General features: G+C 59.3%; 20 protein-coding genes and 4 pseudogenes. 10 read left to right on the top strand and 14 right to left on the bottom strand.

From position 1 onward, the window contains the following. Nucleotides 1–428: 428 nt before the first annotated feature. The 3 genes from AC1D05_RS20325 to AC1D05_RS20315 form a co-directional block, all read right to left on the bottom strand. The gene (locus AC1D05_RS20325) at nucleotides 429–779 is read right to left on the bottom strand and encodes an ethanolamine utilization protein (protein WP_477443334.1); all 351 of its coding nucleotides are present in this window, start codon (nucleotides 777–779) and stop codon (nucleotides 429–431) included. Nucleotides 780–968: 189 nt separating this feature from the next. Beyond that, entirely contained in the window at nucleotides 969–1,709 is a 741-nt protein-coding gene (locus AC1D05_RS20320; RefSeq protein ID WP_477443332.1) for an SDR family NAD(P)-dependent oxidoreductase, read from the bottom strand. Between the two features lie 394 nt (nucleotides 1,710–2,103). Beyond that, nucleotides 2,104–2,997, bottom strand: coding sequence for a LysR family transcriptional regulator (locus AC1D05_RS20315; protein WP_477443330.1), 894 nt, complete (start codon nucleotides 2,995–2,997; stop codon nucleotides 2,104–2,106). Nucleotides 2,998–3,149: 152 nt separating this feature from the next. Here AC1D05_RS20315 and AC1D05_RS20310 point away from each other — a divergent pair, with 152 nt between their 5' ends. From AC1D05_RS20310 to AC1D05_RS20290, 5 genes and pseudogenes are all read left to right on the top strand, one after another. Beyond that, nucleotides 3,150–3,803 (top strand): hydrolase, encoded by a 654-nt coding sequence (locus AC1D05_RS20310; protein ID WP_477443328.1) that lies wholly within the window; start codon nucleotides 3,150–3,152, stop codon nucleotides 3,801–3,803. Nucleotides 3,804–3,916: 113 nt separating this feature from the next. Then, a pseudogene (locus tag AC1D05_RS20305) lies at nucleotides 3,917–4,258 on the top strand (phage protease); the annotation flags it as partial. Between the two features lie 121 nt (nucleotides 4,259–4,379). Then, nucleotides 4,380–4,460, top strand: a pseudogene (locus AC1D05_RS20300) (hypothetical protein); the annotation flags it as partial. A gap of 58 nt (nucleotides 4,461–4,518) precedes the next feature. Next, nucleotides 4,519–4,725 (top strand): annotated as a pseudogene (locus AC1D05_RS20295) (hypothetical protein); the annotation flags it as partial. A 754-nt stretch (nucleotides 4,726–5,479) separates the two neighbouring features. Then, nucleotides 5,480–5,674: a DUF2934 domain-containing protein gene (locus AC1D05_RS20290; RefSeq protein WP_477443326.1), complete on the top strand. Its 195-nt coding sequence runs from the start codon at nucleotides 5,480–5,482 to the stop codon at nucleotides 5,672–5,674. Nucleotides 5,675–5,825: 151 nt separating this feature from the next. On the opposite strand, the gene AC1D05_RS20285 is transcribed toward AC1D05_RS20290, so the two are convergent. The 4 genes from AC1D05_RS20285 to AC1D05_RS20270 form a co-directional block, all read right to left on the bottom strand. Next, nucleotides 5,826–6,134, bottom strand: a complete 309-nt coding sequence (locus tag AC1D05_RS20285) for a GlsB/YeaQ/YmgE family stress response membrane protein (RefSeq protein WP_477443324.1) — start codon at nucleotides 6,132–6,134, stop codon at nucleotides 5,826–5,828. A gap of 24 nt (nucleotides 6,135–6,158) precedes the next feature. Continuing rightward, nucleotides 6,159–7,745, bottom strand: coding sequence for a DHA2 family efflux MFS transporter permease subunit (locus AC1D05_RS20280; RefSeq protein WP_477443322.1), 1,587 nt, complete (start codon nucleotides 7,743–7,745; stop codon nucleotides 6,159–6,161). Between the two features lie 8 nt (nucleotides 7,746–7,753). Beyond that, nucleotides 7,754–8,701, bottom strand: a complete 948-nt coding sequence (locus tag AC1D05_RS20275; RefSeq protein ID WP_477443320.1) for an HlyD family secretion protein — start codon at nucleotides 8,699–8,701, stop codon at nucleotides 7,754–7,756. Nucleotides 8,702–9,074: 373 nt separating this feature from the next. Further along, entirely contained in the window at nucleotides 9,075–9,245 is a 171-nt protein-coding gene (locus tag AC1D05_RS20270; protein WP_477443318.1) for a hypothetical protein, read from the bottom strand. A gap of 421 nt (nucleotides 9,246–9,666) precedes the next feature. On the opposite strand from AC1D05_RS20270, the gene AC1D05_RS20265 reads away from it, so the two are divergent. Then, complete coding sequence (locus AC1D05_RS20265) at nucleotides 9,667–10,098, top strand: hypothetical protein (protein ID WP_477443317.1); 432 nt, start codon at nucleotides 9,667–9,669, stop codon at nucleotides 10,096–10,098. Nucleotides 10,099–10,529: 431 nt separating this feature from the next. Here AC1D05_RS20265 and AC1D05_RS20260 read toward each other — a convergent pair. Beyond that, nucleotides 10,530–10,830: pseudogene (locus AC1D05_RS20260) on the bottom strand (DUF1236 domain-containing protein). Nucleotides 10,831–11,033: 203 nt separating this feature from the next. On the opposite strand from AC1D05_RS20260, the gene AC1D05_RS20255 reads away from it, so the two are divergent. Further along, nucleotides 11,034–11,723, top strand: a complete 690-nt coding sequence (locus AC1D05_RS20255; protein WP_477443365.1) for a DUF1236 domain-containing protein — start codon at nucleotides 11,034–11,036, stop codon at nucleotides 11,721–11,723. 147 nt (nucleotides 11,724–11,870) lie between these two features. Then, nucleotides 11,871–12,875 carry a L,D-transpeptidase family protein gene (locus tag AC1D05_RS20250; protein ID WP_477443315.1) on the top strand — a complete coding sequence of 335 codons (1,005 nt, stop codon included), beginning with the start codon at nucleotides 11,871–11,873 and terminating at the stop codon, nucleotides 12,873–12,875. Between the two features lie 151 nt (nucleotides 12,876–13,026). Here AC1D05_RS20250 and AC1D05_RS20245 read toward each other — a convergent pair whose 3' ends face one another. Continuing rightward, nucleotides 13,027–13,257, bottom strand: a complete 231-nt coding sequence (locus tag AC1D05_RS20245; RefSeq protein WP_477443313.1) for a hypothetical protein — start codon at nucleotides 13,255–13,257, stop codon at nucleotides 13,027–13,029. A gap of 869 nt (nucleotides 13,258–14,126) precedes the next feature. After that, nucleotides 14,127–14,318: a hypothetical protein gene (locus AC1D05_RS20240; protein ID WP_477443312.1), complete on the bottom strand. Its 192-nt coding sequence runs from the start codon at nucleotides 14,316–14,318 to the stop codon at nucleotides 14,127–14,129. 311 nt (nucleotides 14,319–14,629) lie between these two features. Between AC1D05_RS20240 and AC1D05_RS20235 the strand changes: the two genes are divergently transcribed. Beyond that, nucleotides 14,630–15,676 carry a YihY/virulence factor BrkB family protein gene (locus AC1D05_RS20235; protein WP_477443310.1) on the top strand — a complete coding sequence of 349 codons (1,047 nt, stop codon included), beginning with the start codon at nucleotides 14,630–14,632 and terminating at the stop codon, nucleotides 15,674–15,676. Between the two features lie 227 nt (nucleotides 15,677–15,903). On the opposite strand, the gene AC1D05_RS20230 is transcribed toward AC1D05_RS20235, so the two are convergent. Next, nucleotides 15,904–16,287 (bottom strand): hypothetical protein, encoded by a 384-nt coding sequence (locus AC1D05_RS20230; protein WP_477443308.1) that lies wholly within the window; start codon nucleotides 16,285–16,287, stop codon nucleotides 15,904–15,906. An 829-nt stretch (nucleotides 16,288–17,116) separates the two neighbouring features. Continuing rightward, nucleotides 17,117–17,407, bottom strand: coding sequence for a hypothetical protein (locus AC1D05_RS20225; RefSeq protein WP_477443306.1), 291 nt, complete (start codon nucleotides 17,405–17,407; stop codon nucleotides 17,117–17,119). Nucleotides 17,408–18,031: 624 nt separating this feature from the next. Here AC1D05_RS20225 and AC1D05_RS20220 point away from each other — a divergent pair. Continuing rightward, entirely contained in the window at nucleotides 18,032–18,235 is a 204-nt protein-coding gene (locus AC1D05_RS20220) for a hypothetical protein (protein WP_477443304.1), read from the top strand. Between the two features lie 100 nt (nucleotides 18,236–18,335). Here AC1D05_RS20220 and AC1D05_RS20215 read toward each other — a convergent pair whose 3' ends face one another. After that, nucleotides 18,336–18,617 carry a hypothetical protein gene (locus AC1D05_RS20215; RefSeq protein ID WP_477443302.1) on the bottom strand — a complete coding sequence of 94 codons (282 nt, stop codon included), beginning with the start codon at nucleotides 18,615–18,617 and terminating at the stop codon, nucleotides 18,336–18,338. Nucleotides 18,618–18,824: 207 nt separating this feature from the next. Next, nucleotides 18,825–19,043 carry a hypothetical protein gene (locus AC1D05_RS20210; protein WP_477443300.1) on the bottom strand — a complete coding sequence of 73 codons (219 nt, stop codon included), beginning with the start codon at nucleotides 19,041–19,043 and terminating at the stop codon, nucleotides 18,825–18,827. Nucleotides 19,044–19,421: the final 378 nt, after the last annotated feature.

Below are 19,421 nucleotides of genomic sequence, written 5' to 3'. Positions count from 1 at the left end.
GTTGGAAAGGGCGGACAGGAGCTAATGCACAAAGCCGGTTGAAACCGCCGGATCAGGAAAACCCACTGGGGCCGTGCACTATAAGTGCGAGCTTTCGATCGGGACCTGAAACGCGCGAATGGCATTATGGCCAGCGGCACATGAAAGGCCGCACCTACAGGTCGGATACATGGCCGCACCAACCAGCAACTGCAAAAGCTCACAAATCCCTTGCCAACGGAGAGCCGTCCATACACGGCCCCAAATGTCAGCCGTCCAGGATGGCCATTTCCAGCGCCTGAAAGCGGCCAATGCCGAAACCAGGTATCGCAAGCTGGCCTTGCGAATGGTCAAGGTTTCGTGCCAGATCTGCACAGCCAAGATCTGAGCGCCTACCCGGTTGACTATGATCCGCTTAGACGTCGAGCCTGCGGCGTCGCCCGGAGGACTTACCCCCGTGCCTCCAGCCAGTGGGGATAGGTGACATAGGCGGTGACCGCGCCTTGCTCGTGCGCGCAGATCGTGACCTTCTGGCCTTTGGACATATGCACGATCTCGCCCGGCCCTGCGGTGATGCTGCCTGACTTTCCGGACACCGACAGCCGCCCCTCGATGACAACCATCACATCATCGACGGCCATTGTCTCCTCGAGTGTCTGGTTCGGCCCATAGCGCCCATACCCTATGGTGATCGGGGAGGCATGGCGCTGGTCGACCAGATTGCCCACAAAAACGTCTCCGTCCTGTCCGGGGGAACGCTCCAGCGCAGCGTCGGTGATGGTGAACTTGCGAACCTTCACGGGAATTTCTCCTTCCAACTGGTGTCGTTGAGCGGTTGGCTCGAGTCTAAGCGTGGTGTCCACAGGGCGGCCTCCTTCACGTCGTCCTCGGCCCGAATCTGTCAAGGCCGGGGCTTAGCGCGAATGGCAATGGGGCGCTCGATACATTGCCGAGCACGCAATTGGCCCGCTTGCGAACATCAAGTCCGCTCAGGCGGTTGCGCCACCGTCGGCGGTCAGGATGGCGCCCGTGATCACGCTCGCGGCGGGACTTGCCAGAAAGACCACAGCGTTCGCGATTTCGCGCGGTTCGGCGTAGCGTCCCAGTGACGTCAGGCTTCGCTGGAAATCGGCAGCCTCCCCATCCGCCGGATTTGCATCCGTATTGGTCGCGCCGGGCTGCACGAGATTCACGGTGATGCCGTTCGGGCCGAGTTCACGCGAAAGACCGCGGGTGAAGGAGGTAAGTGCTGCTTTGGACATCGCGTAAACCGTTATGCCTGGGAACGGGACCCGCTCTCCCAGGGCCGAACCGATCGTGATGATGCGGCCTCCTTCGGTGAGATGCGGGATAACGGCTGTCGCAAACAGCACTGGCGCTCGCACGTTGACGTCCATCACGGCCTGATAGTCGTTCACGTCGATCTCGGCGATCGTTCCGGTGTGGCCGATAGCCGCGCTGTTGACGAGGATATCGAGTCCACCGAGCACCGAGACGGCTTGGCTCACTGAGCGCATGATGGCCTGCGGGGCGGCGCTGTCGGCTTGGATGGCGACTGCGCGACGCCCCATGCTTTCGATGGACTTGACCACCGCATCAGCCTTCTCGGCGGAGCGCCGGTAAGTAAATGCAACGTCGGCGCCGTTCTCCGCCAGTGCTAACGCGATCGCGGCCCCGATACCCCGCGATCCTCCAGTCACCAATGCACGCTTCCCACTCAGATCGATCATGTGTCCGTCCTTTTCTACCAACTTTGTTCAGGCATCCATTGGCTCGCGTAGGATGCGACACCCGCTCGACGGCCTGATCCGGGATTTGGTGTTCTGCATCGGTCCCGACTAGTGTCGAGAAGTGCCAAACCGTGTTGCGGGGGGAGGAACGCTTCCCGATGGCTGCACAAGGCAGCCATGGCAATCATCCTCAGGAGCGATGGCCGCTTCGTCCTGGAGCCTAGGGAAGCCACCGGCCCGGTAGGGCCCAGCCAGGCTGTCTGGATCCCGAACAGGCTGTTCGCACCGCCTCGGGCGGCCGCTGATGTGCACTCCGGATGGGCGACACCGCGCCCCCGGTGGTGTCCCGGTGATGGAAGTCGGTTCCTTGACAGGGCCTTGAACGGTTCGCGTTCTAGGGGTCGAGACCCCAAAGTTCCGGGTTCCGTTTGAAATACTCGATCAGCATCTCGGTGAGCACCCGCACTTTCCGCGTGGGATGCTGACCCGGCGGACGGACGACATACGCGGCCGCCGGAGGTACCGGATAGCGTGTCATGATCGGGACCAGCGCGCCGGAGGCCACATGTTCATGTGTGATGCAATCGGCCAGCCAGGCGATGCCGAGACCTGCCGCCGCCGCGGCGGCAAGCGCCGTAGCGCTATCGGCCTTGAACCTGCCCTGCGGCTGAACCGTGACAATCTTGCTGCCATCCATGAACTGCCAGGTTTCCGTTCCCTGCATGAGGGCTTGATGGGTGACGAGTTCGTCCGGAGTCTCGGGTGAACCGTGCGCTTCGATATAGTCCGGGCTTGCGACAAGCTTGCCATGGAATGGCCCGACGCGCTTCGCGATCAGGTTGGAGTCGTGAAGGTAGCCAGCCCGGATCGCGCAATCGAAACCCTCTGCGATGAGGTCGACGAACCGATCGCTGTAGGAGGTATGAATGTGAAGCTGCGGGTGCTGGCGCGCCATTTCCGCGAGCACCGGGGCGAAGTGGGTCGGTCCGAAAGAAACCGGCATGGCAACCCTCAGGCGGCCGCGCAACTCACCGCTGGGCAGAATCGTTTCCCTGGCCGTATCGATCTCGGCGCTGGCTCGGGCCGCATGGTCTCTGAACGTGATTCCCGCTTCCGTGAGCGCGGCGCCTCGGGTCGTTCGTGCAAGAAGCTGGACGCCAAGCTCCGCTTCGACCCGAAAGAGCCGTCGACTGACGATTGACTTGGAGACGCCGAGCCTGCGCGCGGCGGCCGATACGCCCCCTGCATCGGCCACTGCGACGAATGTTTGTAGATCTTCGATGTCCATCCGGCGTTCCTCATTCCGCGACACAGCTTGCCCAACTATGGCACTACCCCATCACACGAAGGAACAGCAAGTTGCGGCGAGGCAACATCGCCGCCGGCGGATGTCTCCCATGAACTCATTGCCGTCCATAGCGGCGGAGAAAGGACCTTTGTATGACCCTTCGTAACGGCCTTGATTCACTTCTCCGCCCCGAGGATTCGGTGCTCGTTCTCATCGACCACCAGCCGTACCAGCTCGCGAACCTGAACAGCCACGATCCGCACATGGTGGTCAACAACACAACCGCGCTGGCGAAGCTAGCAAAAGCCTTCAATGTTCCGACCATTCTCACCAGCGTGATCGCGGCGCGCGGTGGACTTCTCTTTAAGCATATCACCGACGTATTTCCGGGCCAGGAAGTCATCGATCGCACCTGGGTGAACACCTGGCAGGACGAGAATGTGGTGAACGTCGTCAAGGCGACCGGTCGCAAGCAGTTGATCATCGCCGGCCTGTGGACCGAGGTCTGCGTCGCAATGCCTGTGATCCAGGCCGCCGGCGAAGGCTGGGACGTGACCGTGATCACCGACGCGTCGGGCGGGATTTCGAAGGAGTCTCACGAAGTTGCCATCCAGCGCATGATCGCGGCCGGCGCGAACGTGATGACCGTGATGGCGCTCGCTGGCGAATGGCAACGCGATTGGGCGCGCACCGAGCATGTCGAGGAGTTGACCGAGATTCTCATCCAGCACTTCGGCGGCAGCGGCATCGCGTATCTTTGGGAGCAGCAGCTGCTCAACACGCCGGTGCCGAGCACTGCGGGCTAAGCTTGCTCGGGGATGTCGAGCGATCCGCTGCAGTGACCGCGCTGACTCTCGTCATCCCGTCCCGCAGCACGGCCGTCCGTGCGCTGAAGGCCTATCCTGGTATCTCGCACGGGATGCTGACGGCGAATGCTGGTGATGGCGTCGGCGGCACCGCGAAGGCCGCCGGCCGGGTCAAAGAGCTTCAGGTCCGCGACGACGGCATTTACGGACGGGTCGCTTGGACGGCCGCCGCATCCGCCTCGATCAAGGCCGAAGAGTACCGCTACCTCTCTCCCGTCATTCCGCACCGCAAGGCGGATGGCCGCGTTCTAATGATCCTCAGCGCGGCACTGACGAATACCCCGGCGCTCGATCTCGAAGCAGCGGCGGCAAGTGCAGTCTTTTCTCACCTCTCCGAAGAAGGAACCGAAATGGAGAAGATCCTGACGGCCCTGGGCTTGCCCAAGGGCAGCGGGGAGGACGCGGTCCCTTTCCGCCCTCAACGGCCTGCTCACGTCCAGCTCAGCGCTGGCCAGGGCAGCGGGCCTCACCGAGGATGCCAAATCGACGGCGGTGGTTGCTGCAGTCAACTCAGTGATGTCCGATCGCGGCAAGATCGCGAAGGCCGCCGGTCTGAAGGAAACGGCTACCACCGACGAGATCGTCGGCACCGTTTCGGCCGCACTGTCGGTGGGCAATCCCGATCCGACGAAGTGGGCGCCAGTCGCTGCTCTCTCCTATCCTGCGCTTCAGCGCCGTGCCCGACAGCGTCGAGGTGTATGTCGTCGACAATCCAGGCTCGCCCTATCTCGGCATAGCGGAAGCAGCCCAGGGGCCAACGGCCGGTGCGATTGCCAATGCGTTCCGGCACGCCACGGGAAAACGGACTTACGACCTTCCCCATACGCGCGAACGCGTGAGGGCGGTGCTGGGGTGTAAGTAGTGGCAAGGTTGGTCCCGACAGCGGATATTGCGGTTTGCCGTACTGTTTGATGGAAAACGGCCATACCCGACAGCGTTTGCTCTCAAACCTGTAATTGGCTGCGGAATCCAAAAATGTAGCGGCTGAAGGCGTGCTTCGGCGGCGCGTCGTTTTCGTCAGGATTGGGGAGAGGCGGCTTATCGGTGCCGGTTCATCTTATCTCGGGTATCCAGATATCACGGCCCACCTATCCGACCTCTGACGTGCAAGGTCTCGGTAGATCTTCTCGCGATCGCCATCATGTTTCTCAATGAGGGCGAGTACCTCTTGTCGGTCTAGCTTTCCGATCTTCATCAGAAATTCGAATTCGTGCTTTGGAATGGACGTTGCGAATCGGTCGAGTTTCGATCGCCGAGTTTCGTGAGCCATGACTCCGCTCCGTGCTGAATGCGTTAATGGCATCTAGGGCGAAGCTGATTTCCAGCAACGGTGTACGGCCCATCCTGGCCGCCGCCGTCCTGGATGCCGTTGAGCACAGGGATCTCTGGAAAATACTGCTGACGAGAATGCCCAGCGCAGTAAGGCAGCATGCTGGCGAATATTTCGACGACGCGCCCGCCCCCTGACCCCAAGAGGATTTCGAATCTGCTTTTTTCGCGCGCCATCCCGTCCGGTGGCTCAATTGATGTCGGCGATCGCAACGGCTCGTTCGCACAAATGAGGAACAAAAAATATCGTAGGCGATCGAGTCTGGCAGATCGGAGGATCGTCTCTCATGGACACCAGGGAACAACGCATCAAACGGCGAGCCTATGAAATTTGGGAGCGGGAGGGCCGTCCGGTTGGACGCGAGCAGGAGCACTGGGATCAGGCCGTGCAGGAGATAGAGGCTGAAGGTTCGGAGACGGAACGCGGTGCAGTCGTGCCTGACCCGACAGTTGGAGCCGGCTCAAAAAGCTCGAAGGATTGAACGTCGCAAAAGTTGTGACGCCTCCGTTTGGCGCCTTGATCGTCAAGCCAGGCAACCAAATTCGCGGAGCTTCGATTTTCGACTCCGCCTCAAAACGCGGGCCGCCGATTTTGCCGAACTCGTTGGCGTTCAATCCTCTCGACAACCCCGGTTACCACCACCGACGACCAAATCGACCACTCCATCCGCCGCTGAAACGACCGCCACCGGCAACCAAACGGATGATAAGGAGAAGGACAATCGCGCCGACGGTGGCGTTGACGATCAAGCTGATCGTTCCGATCCCGAGATGGATGCCCAAGCGAGGCAGCAACCAGTCACCGATGAAGGCGCCGATGATCCCGATTGCTATGTCCCCGATCAGACCAAAGCCGGCCCCCCGAACGATCTTCCCGGCCAACCATCCGGCAATAAGGCCGACTACCAATATGACAATGATGCTCTCGTTCGACAAATACATGGTGATCCTCCCGGGCTCCCTCGGTTAGCGTTTGGTAGGCTTGGGTTTTGGCGACCGCAGCAGCAAGGCGAGGGGAACGAGCAGCGCCGTCGCGACCGCGCAGTAACGAAAGACATCAATATAGGCGAGCAGCGAGGCCTGACGCGCTATCAACTGCCCTAGCCAGCCGATCGCCTGCTGCTTGGCTTCGATCATCGGCGAACCCTGGGCGGCGAAGTGCTCGGTCGCCTGGCGGAGAACCTGTTGATAGGTCGGTGACGACTGCGCGGTGTGGCCGACAAGGTTTGCCTGATGGAGTTGTGCGTTTTGAACGATCACGGTGTTGGACAGTGACACGCCGATGCTGCCGCCGATGTTGCGGGCAACGTTGATCAGGGCCGACGCCTGGTTGGTCTGCTGCGGAGCAAGACCGACGTAGGCCGCTGTCGAAATTGGGATGAACAGGAACGGCAGACCGATCATCAGAAAGATGCGCGCGAAGGCAAAGAAGCGGAAGCTGGCGTCCGGGGTGAGCGACGTCATATGCCACAGCGCGACGGCGACGACCGACATACCCGCCATGATCAGGTATTTGGGCTGAACTATGCCGGCAGCGAATCCGGAAATCGGCATCAGCATCAGCATAGCGATGCCGCCGGGCATCATCGAAAGACCGGACAGGGTCGCCGTATAGTCGAATGCGGTCTGTTGCAGCTGCGGCATCAACTGCGTGGTGCTGAATAGCACGGCGCCAACGGCCATCATCACCAGGAACGACGTGCCGAACTGACGAGTGAACAGCAGGCGGATGTCGACGATCGGATCGCGGTGACTGAACTCCCATGGGATGAGCAACAGGAACGAGATCGCCGAAATCACTGCAAAGGTCGTGATGAAGCCCGATGCGAACCAGTCGTTTCGCTGACCTTCATCAAGGAAGATTTCCAGGCAGCCAAGCGCGGTCGCCACCAGAATAAACCCGACCCAGTCTATTCTGAGGCCGCCCTTCAGCCGCTCCAGACGTTCGCGTTCGAGCACGTCCGGCTCGATGAGCAGCCACTGCACCAAGGCGACCGACATGATGCCGAACGGCACGTTGATGAAGAAGATCCAGTGCCAGGAGAAATGGTCGGTCAGCCAGCCGCCAATGGTCGGCCCGACTGTCGGTGCGACGATGACGGCGATGCCATAGAGGGCAAACGCCTGGGAGCGCTTTTCCGGCGGAAAGCTGTCGGCAAGGATGGATTGTTCGCTCGGCGCCATGCCGCCGCCGCCGAGACCTTGCAAGATCCTGAAGAAGATGAGCATTCCCAAATTTGGCGCCAGGCCGCACAGTAGCGATGCGAGGGTGAAGGTCGCCACGCAAAACATGTAATAGCGCTTGCGGCCGATCACGCTGGCAAGCCAGCCGCTGACCGGGATGATGACGGAATTCGCGACAAGATAGGTGGTGATCACCCAGGTGCTCTCGTCGATCCCGGCCGCCAGGCTGCCCGCGATGTTGCGCAGGGCCACGTTTGCGATGGACGTGTCCAGCACCAGCATGAAGGTCGCGATGGAGACGACGATGGCGATCAGCCAAGGGTTGCGTCCACCAGCAGCCGACCGACTTTCGCTTTGGACACTGGCCATTTCGTCACTCATCGCACCTTGACCGTCGGCACCACCGACAGGCCCGGGCCTAGCAGCACGCCGGGCGGTTTATCGAAGACGATCTTCACCGGCACGCGCTGCACCACTTTGACGAAATTGCCGGTGGCGTTTTCGGCTGGCAGCAGACTGAAGGCGGTGCCACTGCCCGCCTGGATGCTGTCGACGCGGCCGTGAAAGGTCTTTTCAGGATAGGCGTCGACATCGATGTCGACCGCCTGTCCCGGTCGCATCAGATCGAGCTGTGTTTCCTTGAAATTGGCCTTCACCCAGACTTCGTCCGGAACGAACATCATCAGCACCTGGCCGGGCTGGGCATAGGTACCGTTGGCGACCGAGATGCTGGTTGCCCGTCCGGTAACCGGCGCGGTGATGGTCGTGCGCGACAGCGTGGTGCGGGCCTGGACCTGGCTGGCCTTGACCTGATCGAGCTTGGCTTCGGCGCTCTTGGTCTGTGCCTGCAAAACGACCACTTGGCTCTTCGCGGCAGCCACGTTGGCTTCGGCGTTATCGAGAGCAGCCTGGTCCTGGCGCAGCGTCGAAGCGGCCTGCTGCGCCTGCTGTTGGGTGGCTGTGCCCTTGGCCAGAAGTTCACGGTTGCGCTGGTCCTCGGCCTTGGCGAAATCGAGTGCTGCTTGTGCCTGCGCAACCTGCTTCTGCGCCGCGTCGATCTTTGCGTTTTGTGCCTCTATCTGAGCCTCGACGTCGAGAATATCCGCTTGCGCCGCGGCGACTGCGGCATCGGCCTGTTTGAGGGTGGCCTGGTAATCGCTATCATCTATGCGCAGCAGGACGTTGCCCGCCTGAACCGGTTGATTATCGGTCACTGCGACGTCGGTGATACGTCCTGCGATTTCGGCGCTGACGGTTATCGTGCGGGCGTCGATGAAAGCGTCGTCTGTCGATTCGTACTGGCGCGCGTTCAGCCACCAGATCACCGCACCTGTCACGAGCAGCAATAGGACAAGGACAGCTGCGGCCGTCCAATAGGGATGGCGACGGGGAAAGCCGAGCGCATTCGACTTTTGCGGCCTATTGGCCTGTGGTCTATCGTCGACTGGCTTGCCTTGTTGGGAGCTTGGTTGTCCGTCACCCTCGCGCTGCTCTCGAGTTGGCCCAAATCTGTCATCGGCAGGATCCGCGTCAGGCTCGGCTATCTGAGTTTTCGTATCCAACGGAAATGACTCTCAGCTGGAGGAGGACATCCGCGGCGGCGGACGCGGGTCAACGGAATGCCTTGGCAAAAGTTCCTGCTCTGAAGTCACACCGGCGGATGAACGGCGACGTCATTCCCGCGGCTGTGCTGAGAGTTCATCCGCCTGCGAGACGCACCAGCAGGGCCAGCAATACGATGCCGACCAGGCCGGCGATGAAGATGAACCGACGCGTACGGGTTCGCAGAATGATCTCGCCCTGTCGTGCTTGCTCCGCCGAAAACACGGGTCCATCGTCCTTGTGGTCCTGATGCCGATCATCGCTCATGATTCGCCCATTGCGTGCCGTTGTCGAACGATAACCACGGCCCTGCGCGTGAAGTTCCGGATGCATCCCCTCTGAGAACAAAGAGGCGATCACACATACGTGAGCGCGGCATTGTTGTTGTTGAGATTGTTGCAGTCGCAGCGCTGACGGACTGGGACGAGCCCCTGGGTTCCGCTGGGTTCACGCCCTTAGCACTTTGCAGGAACGTTGGCGGTTTTGAAGAAACCCATAGATTGAGCGGTCAGGGCCGCCGACGGTGCCCGCGAGTGCTTCAAGTGCGCCTGAGTTCTCGTGCATGGCCGACCACCCGATCGGCGATATTAGGCCTCTTCATTTTCGCTCAGACTGGCCTTGTCGCTGCGTCACGGCGCAATAATTCTCGTTAAGGCGTGGGCGCTTCGACTGTCAAAAGGAGCCGAACATGAAACACCAAACACTCGACCAACTGAATGCAATCGCAAGGGTTGAACCCTTGGCGCCATATTCGACAATGACTCGAAGCCAACGTATCGAGCGTTGGGCAGAGCTTCTCGAACAACAGCCCGGGCGATGCCTTGGAGCACTTACAGGCACCGAATATCTGAGTCCGCAATCACGCAATGAGGCGCGCGGTGGGGGATCGCCAATCACTGTTGCCTTCGAGGATCCGGTATTGCGCGCGCTGGGTTTGAAAGACGACACCTACGGTGAGGCCAAACGCTTCTTCGAACTCACCGATTGGCAATTGCATGGAATCGTCTGCAGTTGCCATGTCGGTGCTACGATGCAAGCGCGGTGGGCCGCCGCTCGTGTCCGCGCGACAATCAGCAGGAATGGGTTTTTTGCTTGGCTAAGAGGGAGGATCGTACATTGAACTAACATGCGGGACGGAGCGTAGTGGCCTTTCCCGATGACGGAGAGCGCCCTTCCGCAACTGCTGTCCTGCTGCTAAACACCCGGACGGACCGCTCAATTCTGTTTGGTTTCTGCCGCTCCGCGGCAATGGGCATCGTGCAACTAGTCTTCTGGTTCGCGCGGCGGCCAGACAGCTTGCCCTCTTGTTAGACAATCACAACGTCTAGCGAGCGCGTGCTGGTGGGCGGGAGGATCAGCTTCTGGAGCGGCCCAATCGACTGGATTTTCTCAAGCAGTGAAAACCGGACAGCAAAAATCGGAAAAGACGCTGGCGCAGCTTCGCGCCTGAAGGGGAGATTGATCACCCAGCTTCATCGGCGGTCTCGGTGCTTTGGCGCCTCCGGCAAGAAGCCCGCCACTCCGGAAAGCGGCAGGCTTGGATGAACGAGATCACTGAATAATCTTCACGATCTTACGCGTGCCGGGATCAACTACAACGGTTTGGTTGTCGACCACGACGTAGCGGTATTTGACGTTGGGCACTTCAATGAAGCTCGACGGTGTCGGGCAGAGCCGTCCCGACATTAAGTTCCACCCCGGGAAGCTTGACGGAAGCCAGCGGCTGTTTGTGCACATACTCCTTGATCACTGTTTCCTGCTCGGGCTGGATGATCACATCCTGAGCGGCAGCAGCGCCAACACCGGCGAGTAGCAAAAGTCCTGCCGCGGTAGTGGTAAGATGCATCCTCATGATCATCTCCTTTCCTTTGTGAGCGAGCCCTTGCGCCGCGCGGTTTGATACCATTCGCAGCCGGGGCCTCACGGTCGTAACGCCATCGGATGTGGCTTGTTCCTTCAAATTTCCGCACTGTCGGTTTGCCAATTCGCCTGGAACGAAGTTTTTCCGTTGAGGTTTACCCAGCGAAGGGACTGACGCTTTCGAGGAGATTTTCCATGAAACATGTTCTGATCACCAGCATGTTGGCGCTCGGCATCGGATGTGGTGCCGCGATTGCTCAGACACAGCCGGCTGAAACCCAGTCTGGCGGCGACGCCAATTGCGCGGCCGGCACCGCCGGCTGTCAAAAGGGCTCGAAGATGAAGATGGGCGAGCAGGCCCAAGGCAAGGCCAAGGCCCAGACGGACCAGCAGGCTCAAGGCAAGCCCAAGCTCAAGACCGACGAGCAGGCTCAGGGCAAGACCAAGGTCAAGACCGAAGAGCAGGCCCAGGGCAAGGCAGGTGCAACCACCCCCGATCAGCAGGCTCAGGGCAAGACCAAAATCCAAACAGACCAGCAGGCCCAGGGCAAGCCCAAGGTCCAGACGGACCAGCAGGCTCAGGGCAAGACCTCGACACAGACTGATCAGGGGTCGACTGCTTCCATCACCAATGTGACGGTCGAACAGAAAACCCAGATCACCCAGGTCATCAAGGAGACCAAGGTCGAGCCGGTGTCCAACGTCGATTTCGACATTTCGGTCGGCATTGAGGTTCCCCGGCACAAGATACGGTTGCATCGTCTGCCGGCGCGTATCGTCAAGATCGTCCCAGCCTACGAAACCTACGAGTATTTCCTATTGGCCGACGGTCGGATCGTCATCGTCGATCCGGACACGTTGAAGATCGTCCTTATCCTGACCTGACTTTGTGCCTATCGCACCGAAACGCCCGCCACATCCACGTGGCGGGCCTCTCTATCTACTGATGAATCGACTGTGGGCGAACGGAACCAGGAAGACCTTTCCGCGTCATAGAAGCAGATTCCTATGCAGCTACCGGAGTTGACATCGATGTTTAGGCTCCTTCTTGTCGTCGCTGCGGCGCTCGCCCTCGCACCCAGTGAGACGGAGGCGGCCAAGCTTGACCAACTTGCCGTAAATCAGGCCCAATTTGGCGTCGGCCAACCCAAAGGCGTCAACCCAGCCGTACTGAAAGCGCAGATTCTTCTGGATCGTGCCCGATACTCGCCGGGCCTGATCGATGGCCGCCTTTCAGAGAACTTCGCCAAGGCGGTTAGCGCTTTTCAGACCGCGAACGGATTCCAGTCCGATGGCAAGCTCACTCAGGACACTTGGGACAAGCTGATGGCAACCTCCGCAAGTCCGGCCCTGGTAGCTTACGAGGTGACGCGCAAGGATGTGCGCGGACCCTTCACCAAGCGGATTCCGACCCGTATGGAGAGGATGGCCCGTCTGCCACGGCTGGGCTATCGCAACGCTGTGGAGAGGTTGGCGGAGCGCTTCCATATTAGCGAACAATTGCTGAGAAGGCTCAATCCCGACGCTGGCTTCGGGAGGGCCGGTGCGACCTTGATGGTGCCGGATGTGGGCCGGGGCGATCCTCCTGCCGTCGTTGCCAGCGTCGAGGTCGACAAGGGCGCCCGCCTGGTGCGTGTGCTCGATCCTTCCGGCAAATGGCTCGCAATCTACCCCGCATCGATCGGGAGCGATGAGAAGCCGGCGCCGAGCGGCATGGCAGAGATCAAACGCGTTGTGCACAATCCAACCTATCACTACGATCCGCGCTTCGCCTTCAAGGGAGTGAAGACCAAGCGGCCTTTCACCATAGCTGCTGGACCGAACAATCCCGTCGGATCGGTCTGGATCGATCTCTCGATCGAAAGTTACGGCATTCACGGCACACCCGAACCCGGCAAGATCGGCGCGACTTTCTCACACGGCTGCATCCGGCTGACCAACTGGGATGCCGAAGACCTCGCCTCTATGGTGCAGAAGGGCACGAAAGTTAACTTCAAGGACGAGATGACGGACGCAGGCGTCAAGCTCGCCGATTAGACCATGCGCACTTGGCTATGGGCTGCCCAGGCGTCAAGGATCCCGACCGAAATTGGAAACTCAGCGCCTTTCGCCGTCTTTGCGGACTTTTGAATGCCTCATAGGTCTAGCCATGTGCTGGGGCAAGGCAGCTAGGATTCGGCTGGAGGACCTAAAAATGGATTTCAGCGCCGGCCTGTTCGTCGAACAAAACTGAGCAGCCTCGCGCAAGCGCAACCGTGGAAAGAGCGTTTGCCACCACATCGTCCGGCGACACGAAATCGCCAGTCAGCACCCGCAACTCTTCCACGCCTTCAGCCATCGAGACAAAATTCCCGACCGCTCGATCGTGCTTGCAGGCCTCGACCACGCAAAGCAGATCGATCATTTCGAAGCTGCGCATGTTGAGCCTCCACTAAAATCGTCCCTTACAGGGTCATGAACGCATTAGCGGAATGTAACGTTCCCGACCCCTCGATTGTACGTTTATAGCCAAGGGCCACAAGGGTGATTGCCAGCCTGCTGACAGGTTCTAGCTCTTGTGGGCGGCAACCCCTCAAGAAGCCGCAGTGGCCGACGCGGGCTTCACTGTTGTCTCGGTAACACCGGGTCGGCCACTCTATCGCTTCGACTTCGGAGTGAACTCTTCGACCCGGACCTTGTCGCGATCGGCGCGCTCACCTCAGCGCCCACCAAACGATGGCGGCACACAGCAAAAACACGAGCGCGGCACACGTAATCAATATACCTCTTCGCGATTGCCATCTTGGCGGCTCAGCCGGTACAAGCCTGAACTGCTGGGCATGCTCCGTAGCGATTTTCAGGAGGGATGAAGCCGTTTCGTGCGGCGTCCACCCCTGCGCTTCCGAGGCAGTCACCAGCGCTGCGAATGCGGCTTCCAAGGCGACCTCACAGTTGGCCTCCCGGTCTGGGCTATCCTTTGGCAATATGGGTGGTTCGACGGCTCGGGACATGCAGACAAATCGGCTTGCCGATGAAAGGTTCCCGGCGTGATCAAGGCAATCTGTCAATCACTGGCAGGGGTCAGCGATTATTCACCGTTTGTTGACCATATTAGCCAACACTCATAAGCGGACATGCTAGGTACCTCGTACATGCCTAAGGCCCCAGCGCATCGACCCAGCGCCGGGGCCTTTTTAGTTTTTCGTCCCTACAGCTGGGGTAGCGCCTACAGGCCTGCCAGTGGCCAATGCGCCCTCTATCACCTTGGGCGAGGCGTCCAGCCGTTCCATTGCCTTATGTACTGACGGTCTACAATCGCTTGAAGTCGGCAAGCCCTAACCGTATTCGCTGGCCTTCCGCATAGGCCAGTGCGAACGATTCCAGGTCGAATGATCGGGTCAGTTCCTGGTCATCCTCAACCACGCGGACGAACCATTCGCCGCAGGCCTCGATCACTTCAACACAGGGGCAAACCCAGGCGTTCAATGTTACATCATCCATTTCGCACTGCCTCCCGCGCAATTGGACAATCACGAATCTATAGGACCGCCGAAATCAGTCCTTCAAGTAACAAAAATCTGTAGGGTCTCGACCAAACTCAAATCGAGAGTCCGCGCCTTCTCCCTGCACGGAAGAAGCGCGCGGGCCGCAGGCCCACCCCGCCAAGCACCGGGATTGTCTGCCGAGCGACCGTTACCAGCAATAAAGTTTGACATATTGGGCGGTTGCGTACGATTCCGTACACCTGAGCCAGAGTTGCCTCACTCTTCCCGAAAACCCTGCAGCGAGGCAATCGGCTGGAACATCGGAAGATGAACCGCATTGATAGGAGACGGTTTCCAACCATTTCATATGGATACAAAGTGCGACCCACGATTAGAAAAGCATGGGACTTGGTGCGAGAAAGCGTGGTTGGCTTTGTCAACGACAATGCCCTTAGTCATGGCGCCTCGATGGCCTTTTATGCCGCCACGTCGCTGGCCCCGGTTGTGATAATCGTCGTCGCGATAGCTGGCATCGCATTTGGTCATGACGCGGCGCAGGTGGCTTTGTCTGCGCAGATCTCGGGTCTAATGGGGTCAGAAAGTGCGGCGCTCCTTCAGACAGCGCTCGAATCGGCATCCAGCAAATCATCGGGGACTCTGGCGGCCATCGCCGGCGTGGCCACCTTGTTCGTGACGGCCTCCGCCGTCTTTGGCGAAATGCAGCAGGCGCTGAACGCAATATGGAAGGTTGAAGCGAAAGGGAGTTCGTTGTCGCGTCTGTTGCGCGCGCGTGCAGCAAGTCTCGGCTTGGTCGCAGCACTCGGCTTTGTGTTGCTGGTATCTCTGGTGGCGAGCGCAGCGATCTCGGCTCTAGGCAGTGTGATCAGCGATCAACTGCCGTTCGGCACGTTTGTTCTCAGCGCGATCAACACCTTCATTTCTTTTGCCCTGATCTCTGTGATGTTTGCCGCTATCTACAAAGTCTTGCCGGATCGGACTCTAGAATGGCGTGATGTCGGGATCGGTGCCGTGGTGACCGCCGCACTGTTCACACTGGGGAAGTCGCTTATCGGTTGGTATATCGGCACAAGTGCGGTCGCATCGTCATATGGTGCGGCCGGAGGGCTGCTCGTCATACTGCTCTGGGTCTACTACTCATCGGAAATCTTTCTGCTCGGTGCAGAGTTGACCCGCGCCTATTCCGTTCGACATGGCAGCAGGTCCGACTTGGACGGGCTGGTTCAAAATGCTCCCGCTCCGGATAAGCTTGGTTCAATTCGAAAGGCCAGATCTTCGGGCATCGTTGCGTTGTTGGCGGTTGGGTGCGTGAGTGCAACGATGACAGCCTTTCTGCTGGGGCATCGTCGCCCGTAGGGTCAAGGAGGACAGAGCATGCGTGGGGTGGTGCTCGTTAAGGCGACTGAAAACGGCGACAACTCTTCCCATTGCCGAAGCGTTTTGAGACGATGGGCCGATACAATGATGAACTGCGCAATGCGTGCGTTTTCGCGCGACGCCGGCGGCCTTGAGCGCTCTTAGGAGACCAAGCACGCCAGGCTCACCGTATTGGTAAATTCCGGCCGGCCTCCGGGCGGCCTTCTTCATTTAGGAATCCGACCAGATCTACGAAGCTTGGCAAGCAAGATGGCTGCCGTCCCGCCGTAGTTGACACAAGCCTGCTCTGCCATCGGCAGCAAAGCCCATGCGGTTAGCTCGGCAATCAGAAAGTCGGTGTCTTCGCTTATCGGCGCGGAGCTAAGTTGGCCGTATTTGTCCATCATGATTGCCACGGCGCCACTTGCCCCATAGCCGACGGCCGCCATCCTGGTAACGCGAGTGTCGCCGTCGACGCGAATGTCGAACAAGACCAATCCGCCCGTTTTCTCAGCAACGTCGCTCACTCGATCGGAAAACGGCCGATTCATATCGCCTGCATGGGCGAGAGATTGCTCCAACAAGACGAGTTCAACATACTGCGCCTTCATGGCGCGAGAGTGCGCGGTACGGCGTGGAGCACCAATAGGCGTTGGACGGTTTATCCACACAATACGTCCCCAAGCGCGCCACCTCCCACACGAACCAACATGACCACTATCCAACGCACCCCGGCGCGCCTGCACGGCGCATGTCCAACGCTGGCTGCACCAAATAGGATCATGCGCATGACAAGATCCAATGGCACACCGAGCGCCTAAATCGATAGCGCCCGGCCAGGCGACCTGGCGCTAATTGCAAAGGGTCGATCAATGCAAGCTAGATAGTATCGTTGCCATTCTCCAATCGACTCCTGCCGCCGTCATTACTGCGAGTGCGCGGGTGGCTGGTGACGGGATGGCATCCCAAGGGCTCCCAGGGTTGCCGTACAATGGAAAGTGAAACAGTCCCGCTCGCGTATTGGCGGGGACGAGCCGCATCATATCGTGCATGTTCTGATCGGGGTAATCGGCTGGCCCGTCAGGCCCCGTTCGAGACGGCTTTCATCAAACACCTGGGGAATCTGAACCTGCCGCTTAGCGCGGGCCGTGATATACCGGTGCCGGTAGCAAGACCTCCAGGCGTCCACACGGGGGCGCTCTGAGGACTTTGGGCAGGCCATCGAAGATTGTGTCTTTAACGAGATTCACACAATGGCCCGTCGCCTCACGGTGGGCGGGCCTTCGTTGAGGGTCCAAGGAAGGAACGAGTCGGCCAGCGTTTGCGTTATTCATCATAGAACCGATGGAGGCACCCATGAGGAAGCTGATACTCGCATCCGTGCTTGCGTTTGCTACCACAGCCGCTGTCACTTCACCCTCGCAGGCACAGTTTCTCTTCTCACCCTTCGGCGGCTATTATGGTGGTTTCGGAGGGTTTCCTTTCCCCTACCGCTATAGCGATGATTACTACGGCGACCCCTATTACGCACCGTATCGCCCATACTACAGATACCACCGCAGGTATTACAACCGCTATTACTACCAGCAAAGGTATTACTACCACCACAGGCACTATTATCACCACAACAGGCACTATTATCACCACTACAGGCACCACCACCCCAGGTACTATTACCACCACTACAGGCACCACCACCACAGGTACTATTATAGGTAGCCTCTTGGGCAAGGTTTTCCGCAAACGTCTGCCCGCCACTTGAGGTGGCGGGCTTCATTAGGCGACGGCCGCGCGGCCGGGCTTCCGCGATCACGCCATGGCTTCCGACCTTCCGGCACTGCTATCATTGGCTCGCGGCTTGCCCAAAGCTGCACGGCCGGCGCTTATCAGGCAACCCACCCCACCCCCGCCCCCTGTTTGGCGCTGGCCATTTTCCAACAACTGTCGAGGCCGTATGCCGCTCCCATGGGCCGCGTCGAGTTCATTCCCGAGAATGGCGGCGGCGCCGGGTGAGGCTTAAGAAGACTTAGGCTTAGAAGGCGGCGCTTTCGGGTCCGATCGCCCACGCTGCCATAACGTTCCGCGAGTTTTGCGAATCCGTAGGCGAAGGCGAAAAGAAGCGCCAGCACAACCACTATTCGAACTGCCATAAGGCGAGTGTAGCAGTATCGGGCCGCGACAGGCGCGGCTTTCGTAACCACTAGCATAGGCGCCATCGACAACAAAAGGATGTAGGCGCCGTGTAGTTTTATCGATTTACGCAATCCCCAATTGCTAGACCGGCTCACCACACCGGCTGTTAAATCTGCCTTAGGGCGAGGAGTGAAAGGTCGCGGACTGGGAGGAATTCGACCCATGGAGTACGATTTCGACGCCGACAATCAACCAGAAAATCAGCCTTACGAAGTTACCTCATTCGCTAGAAGGCATGGCCTGACAATACCGGCTGCCGAGGCCGTTATTTTCGCCAAGGGTCCGTCCCGGGAGGCATGCGATGCCGCCGCACTGGCATTCCTCTGTGCCGTCGCATCACAGGCCAAGAAACAGTCGGCGCGCTAGTTCCTTCCGTGATACGATTGGGTGCCAAAAATGGCCCGCTGCAGTGTGCAGCGGGCCTGGAGACAGGAAGGATAAATCGGGCGCTGCTGTGGAGGGCTGGTTAGCCACCCATCTTCTTCGCCATCGCGCAAAACTCTGCATGCGACTTGTTGAGCGTGGTATCGCCGCAGTCTTTCAGCACCGCCTTCTGTTCATCGGGTTTCATGGCCATCCATGCGGTCTTGAAATCCTTTTCGGTCCTCAACGTTTTCATGCCGGGATCTGTGAAAAACGGCGACATCTTTGCCGGATCGTCGAGTGCGGATGTGTTGCCTGCGGCGAGTGCCGAACCCGTCATCATTGCAAGCGCCATTGCGCCCGCTGTGAGAAGCTTGATGTTCATTTTTTCCTCCATTTGGTCATTCAACGTGACCTTCAAGAGAAACGTCATCTGAGCAACTCGGTTCCTGCCGCCAGGCACAAACCTTTGGTGGCCGCTAATGTTCAACCCGGCTTGGCCCGATCGAAGGTCGGCTTGCAGTCACGATTGAGCGCCTGCTGCTGGCGCTCGTAGTCGTGAATGCATGTAAGGAACAGCGCCATCAAAGCGCTAGCGGTTATCAAGCAGGATGGCCAAATGTCTAGTTGAGGCGCTTTCCATAATCAGTTCCTCCAGACCACTGTCGCGGATCGACGGGCCGTTGATGTGCCTCCTAATTACGCCGAGCGCTTCGGATATCGAAACTGCTGTGGTCTTGGCGTGATCGTCCAGATAACAGCCAACTTCAATCACGGCATCCGCATCGACGTTGGATGGCAATTCTCGCATGGCACCCTCCTGCCGCATCCGAACCTTGCTATCCAAAAGTATCGCGCTAATTGGCCAAAGAGTCGGTGGCGACTAGAGCCTCACCAGCGCGCGTTTCCGCCGGCCGGTGTCATACTTTGCCGAAGCGCGCTGCCAATATCCTCCTGGCGCTTCGAACTCCATCGGCCCTTAAGGGCATCATACCTTGGAAATAGACTACTTGGAGGCATTCCAGAAGCTTCAGGTGCGATCCCGGAGCCGTCACCGCTTCACGGCCGGGGATGTCTCACCGGCCGCGGTGAAGTTCCGTTGTGGAGAAGGCGCTTCGCGTCGGGAATGACCTCGTTGGGTCAGGTCGCGACCATGTCCACGCCAACTGAATGTCCGCTCTTGAAGATT

The sequence above is a fragment of the Mesorhizobium sp. P2_E9 genome (assembly GCF_056403815.1).
Note: the sequence above shows the minus strand (reverse complement) of the source record. Positions and strands in the feature narration are given on the sequence as shown.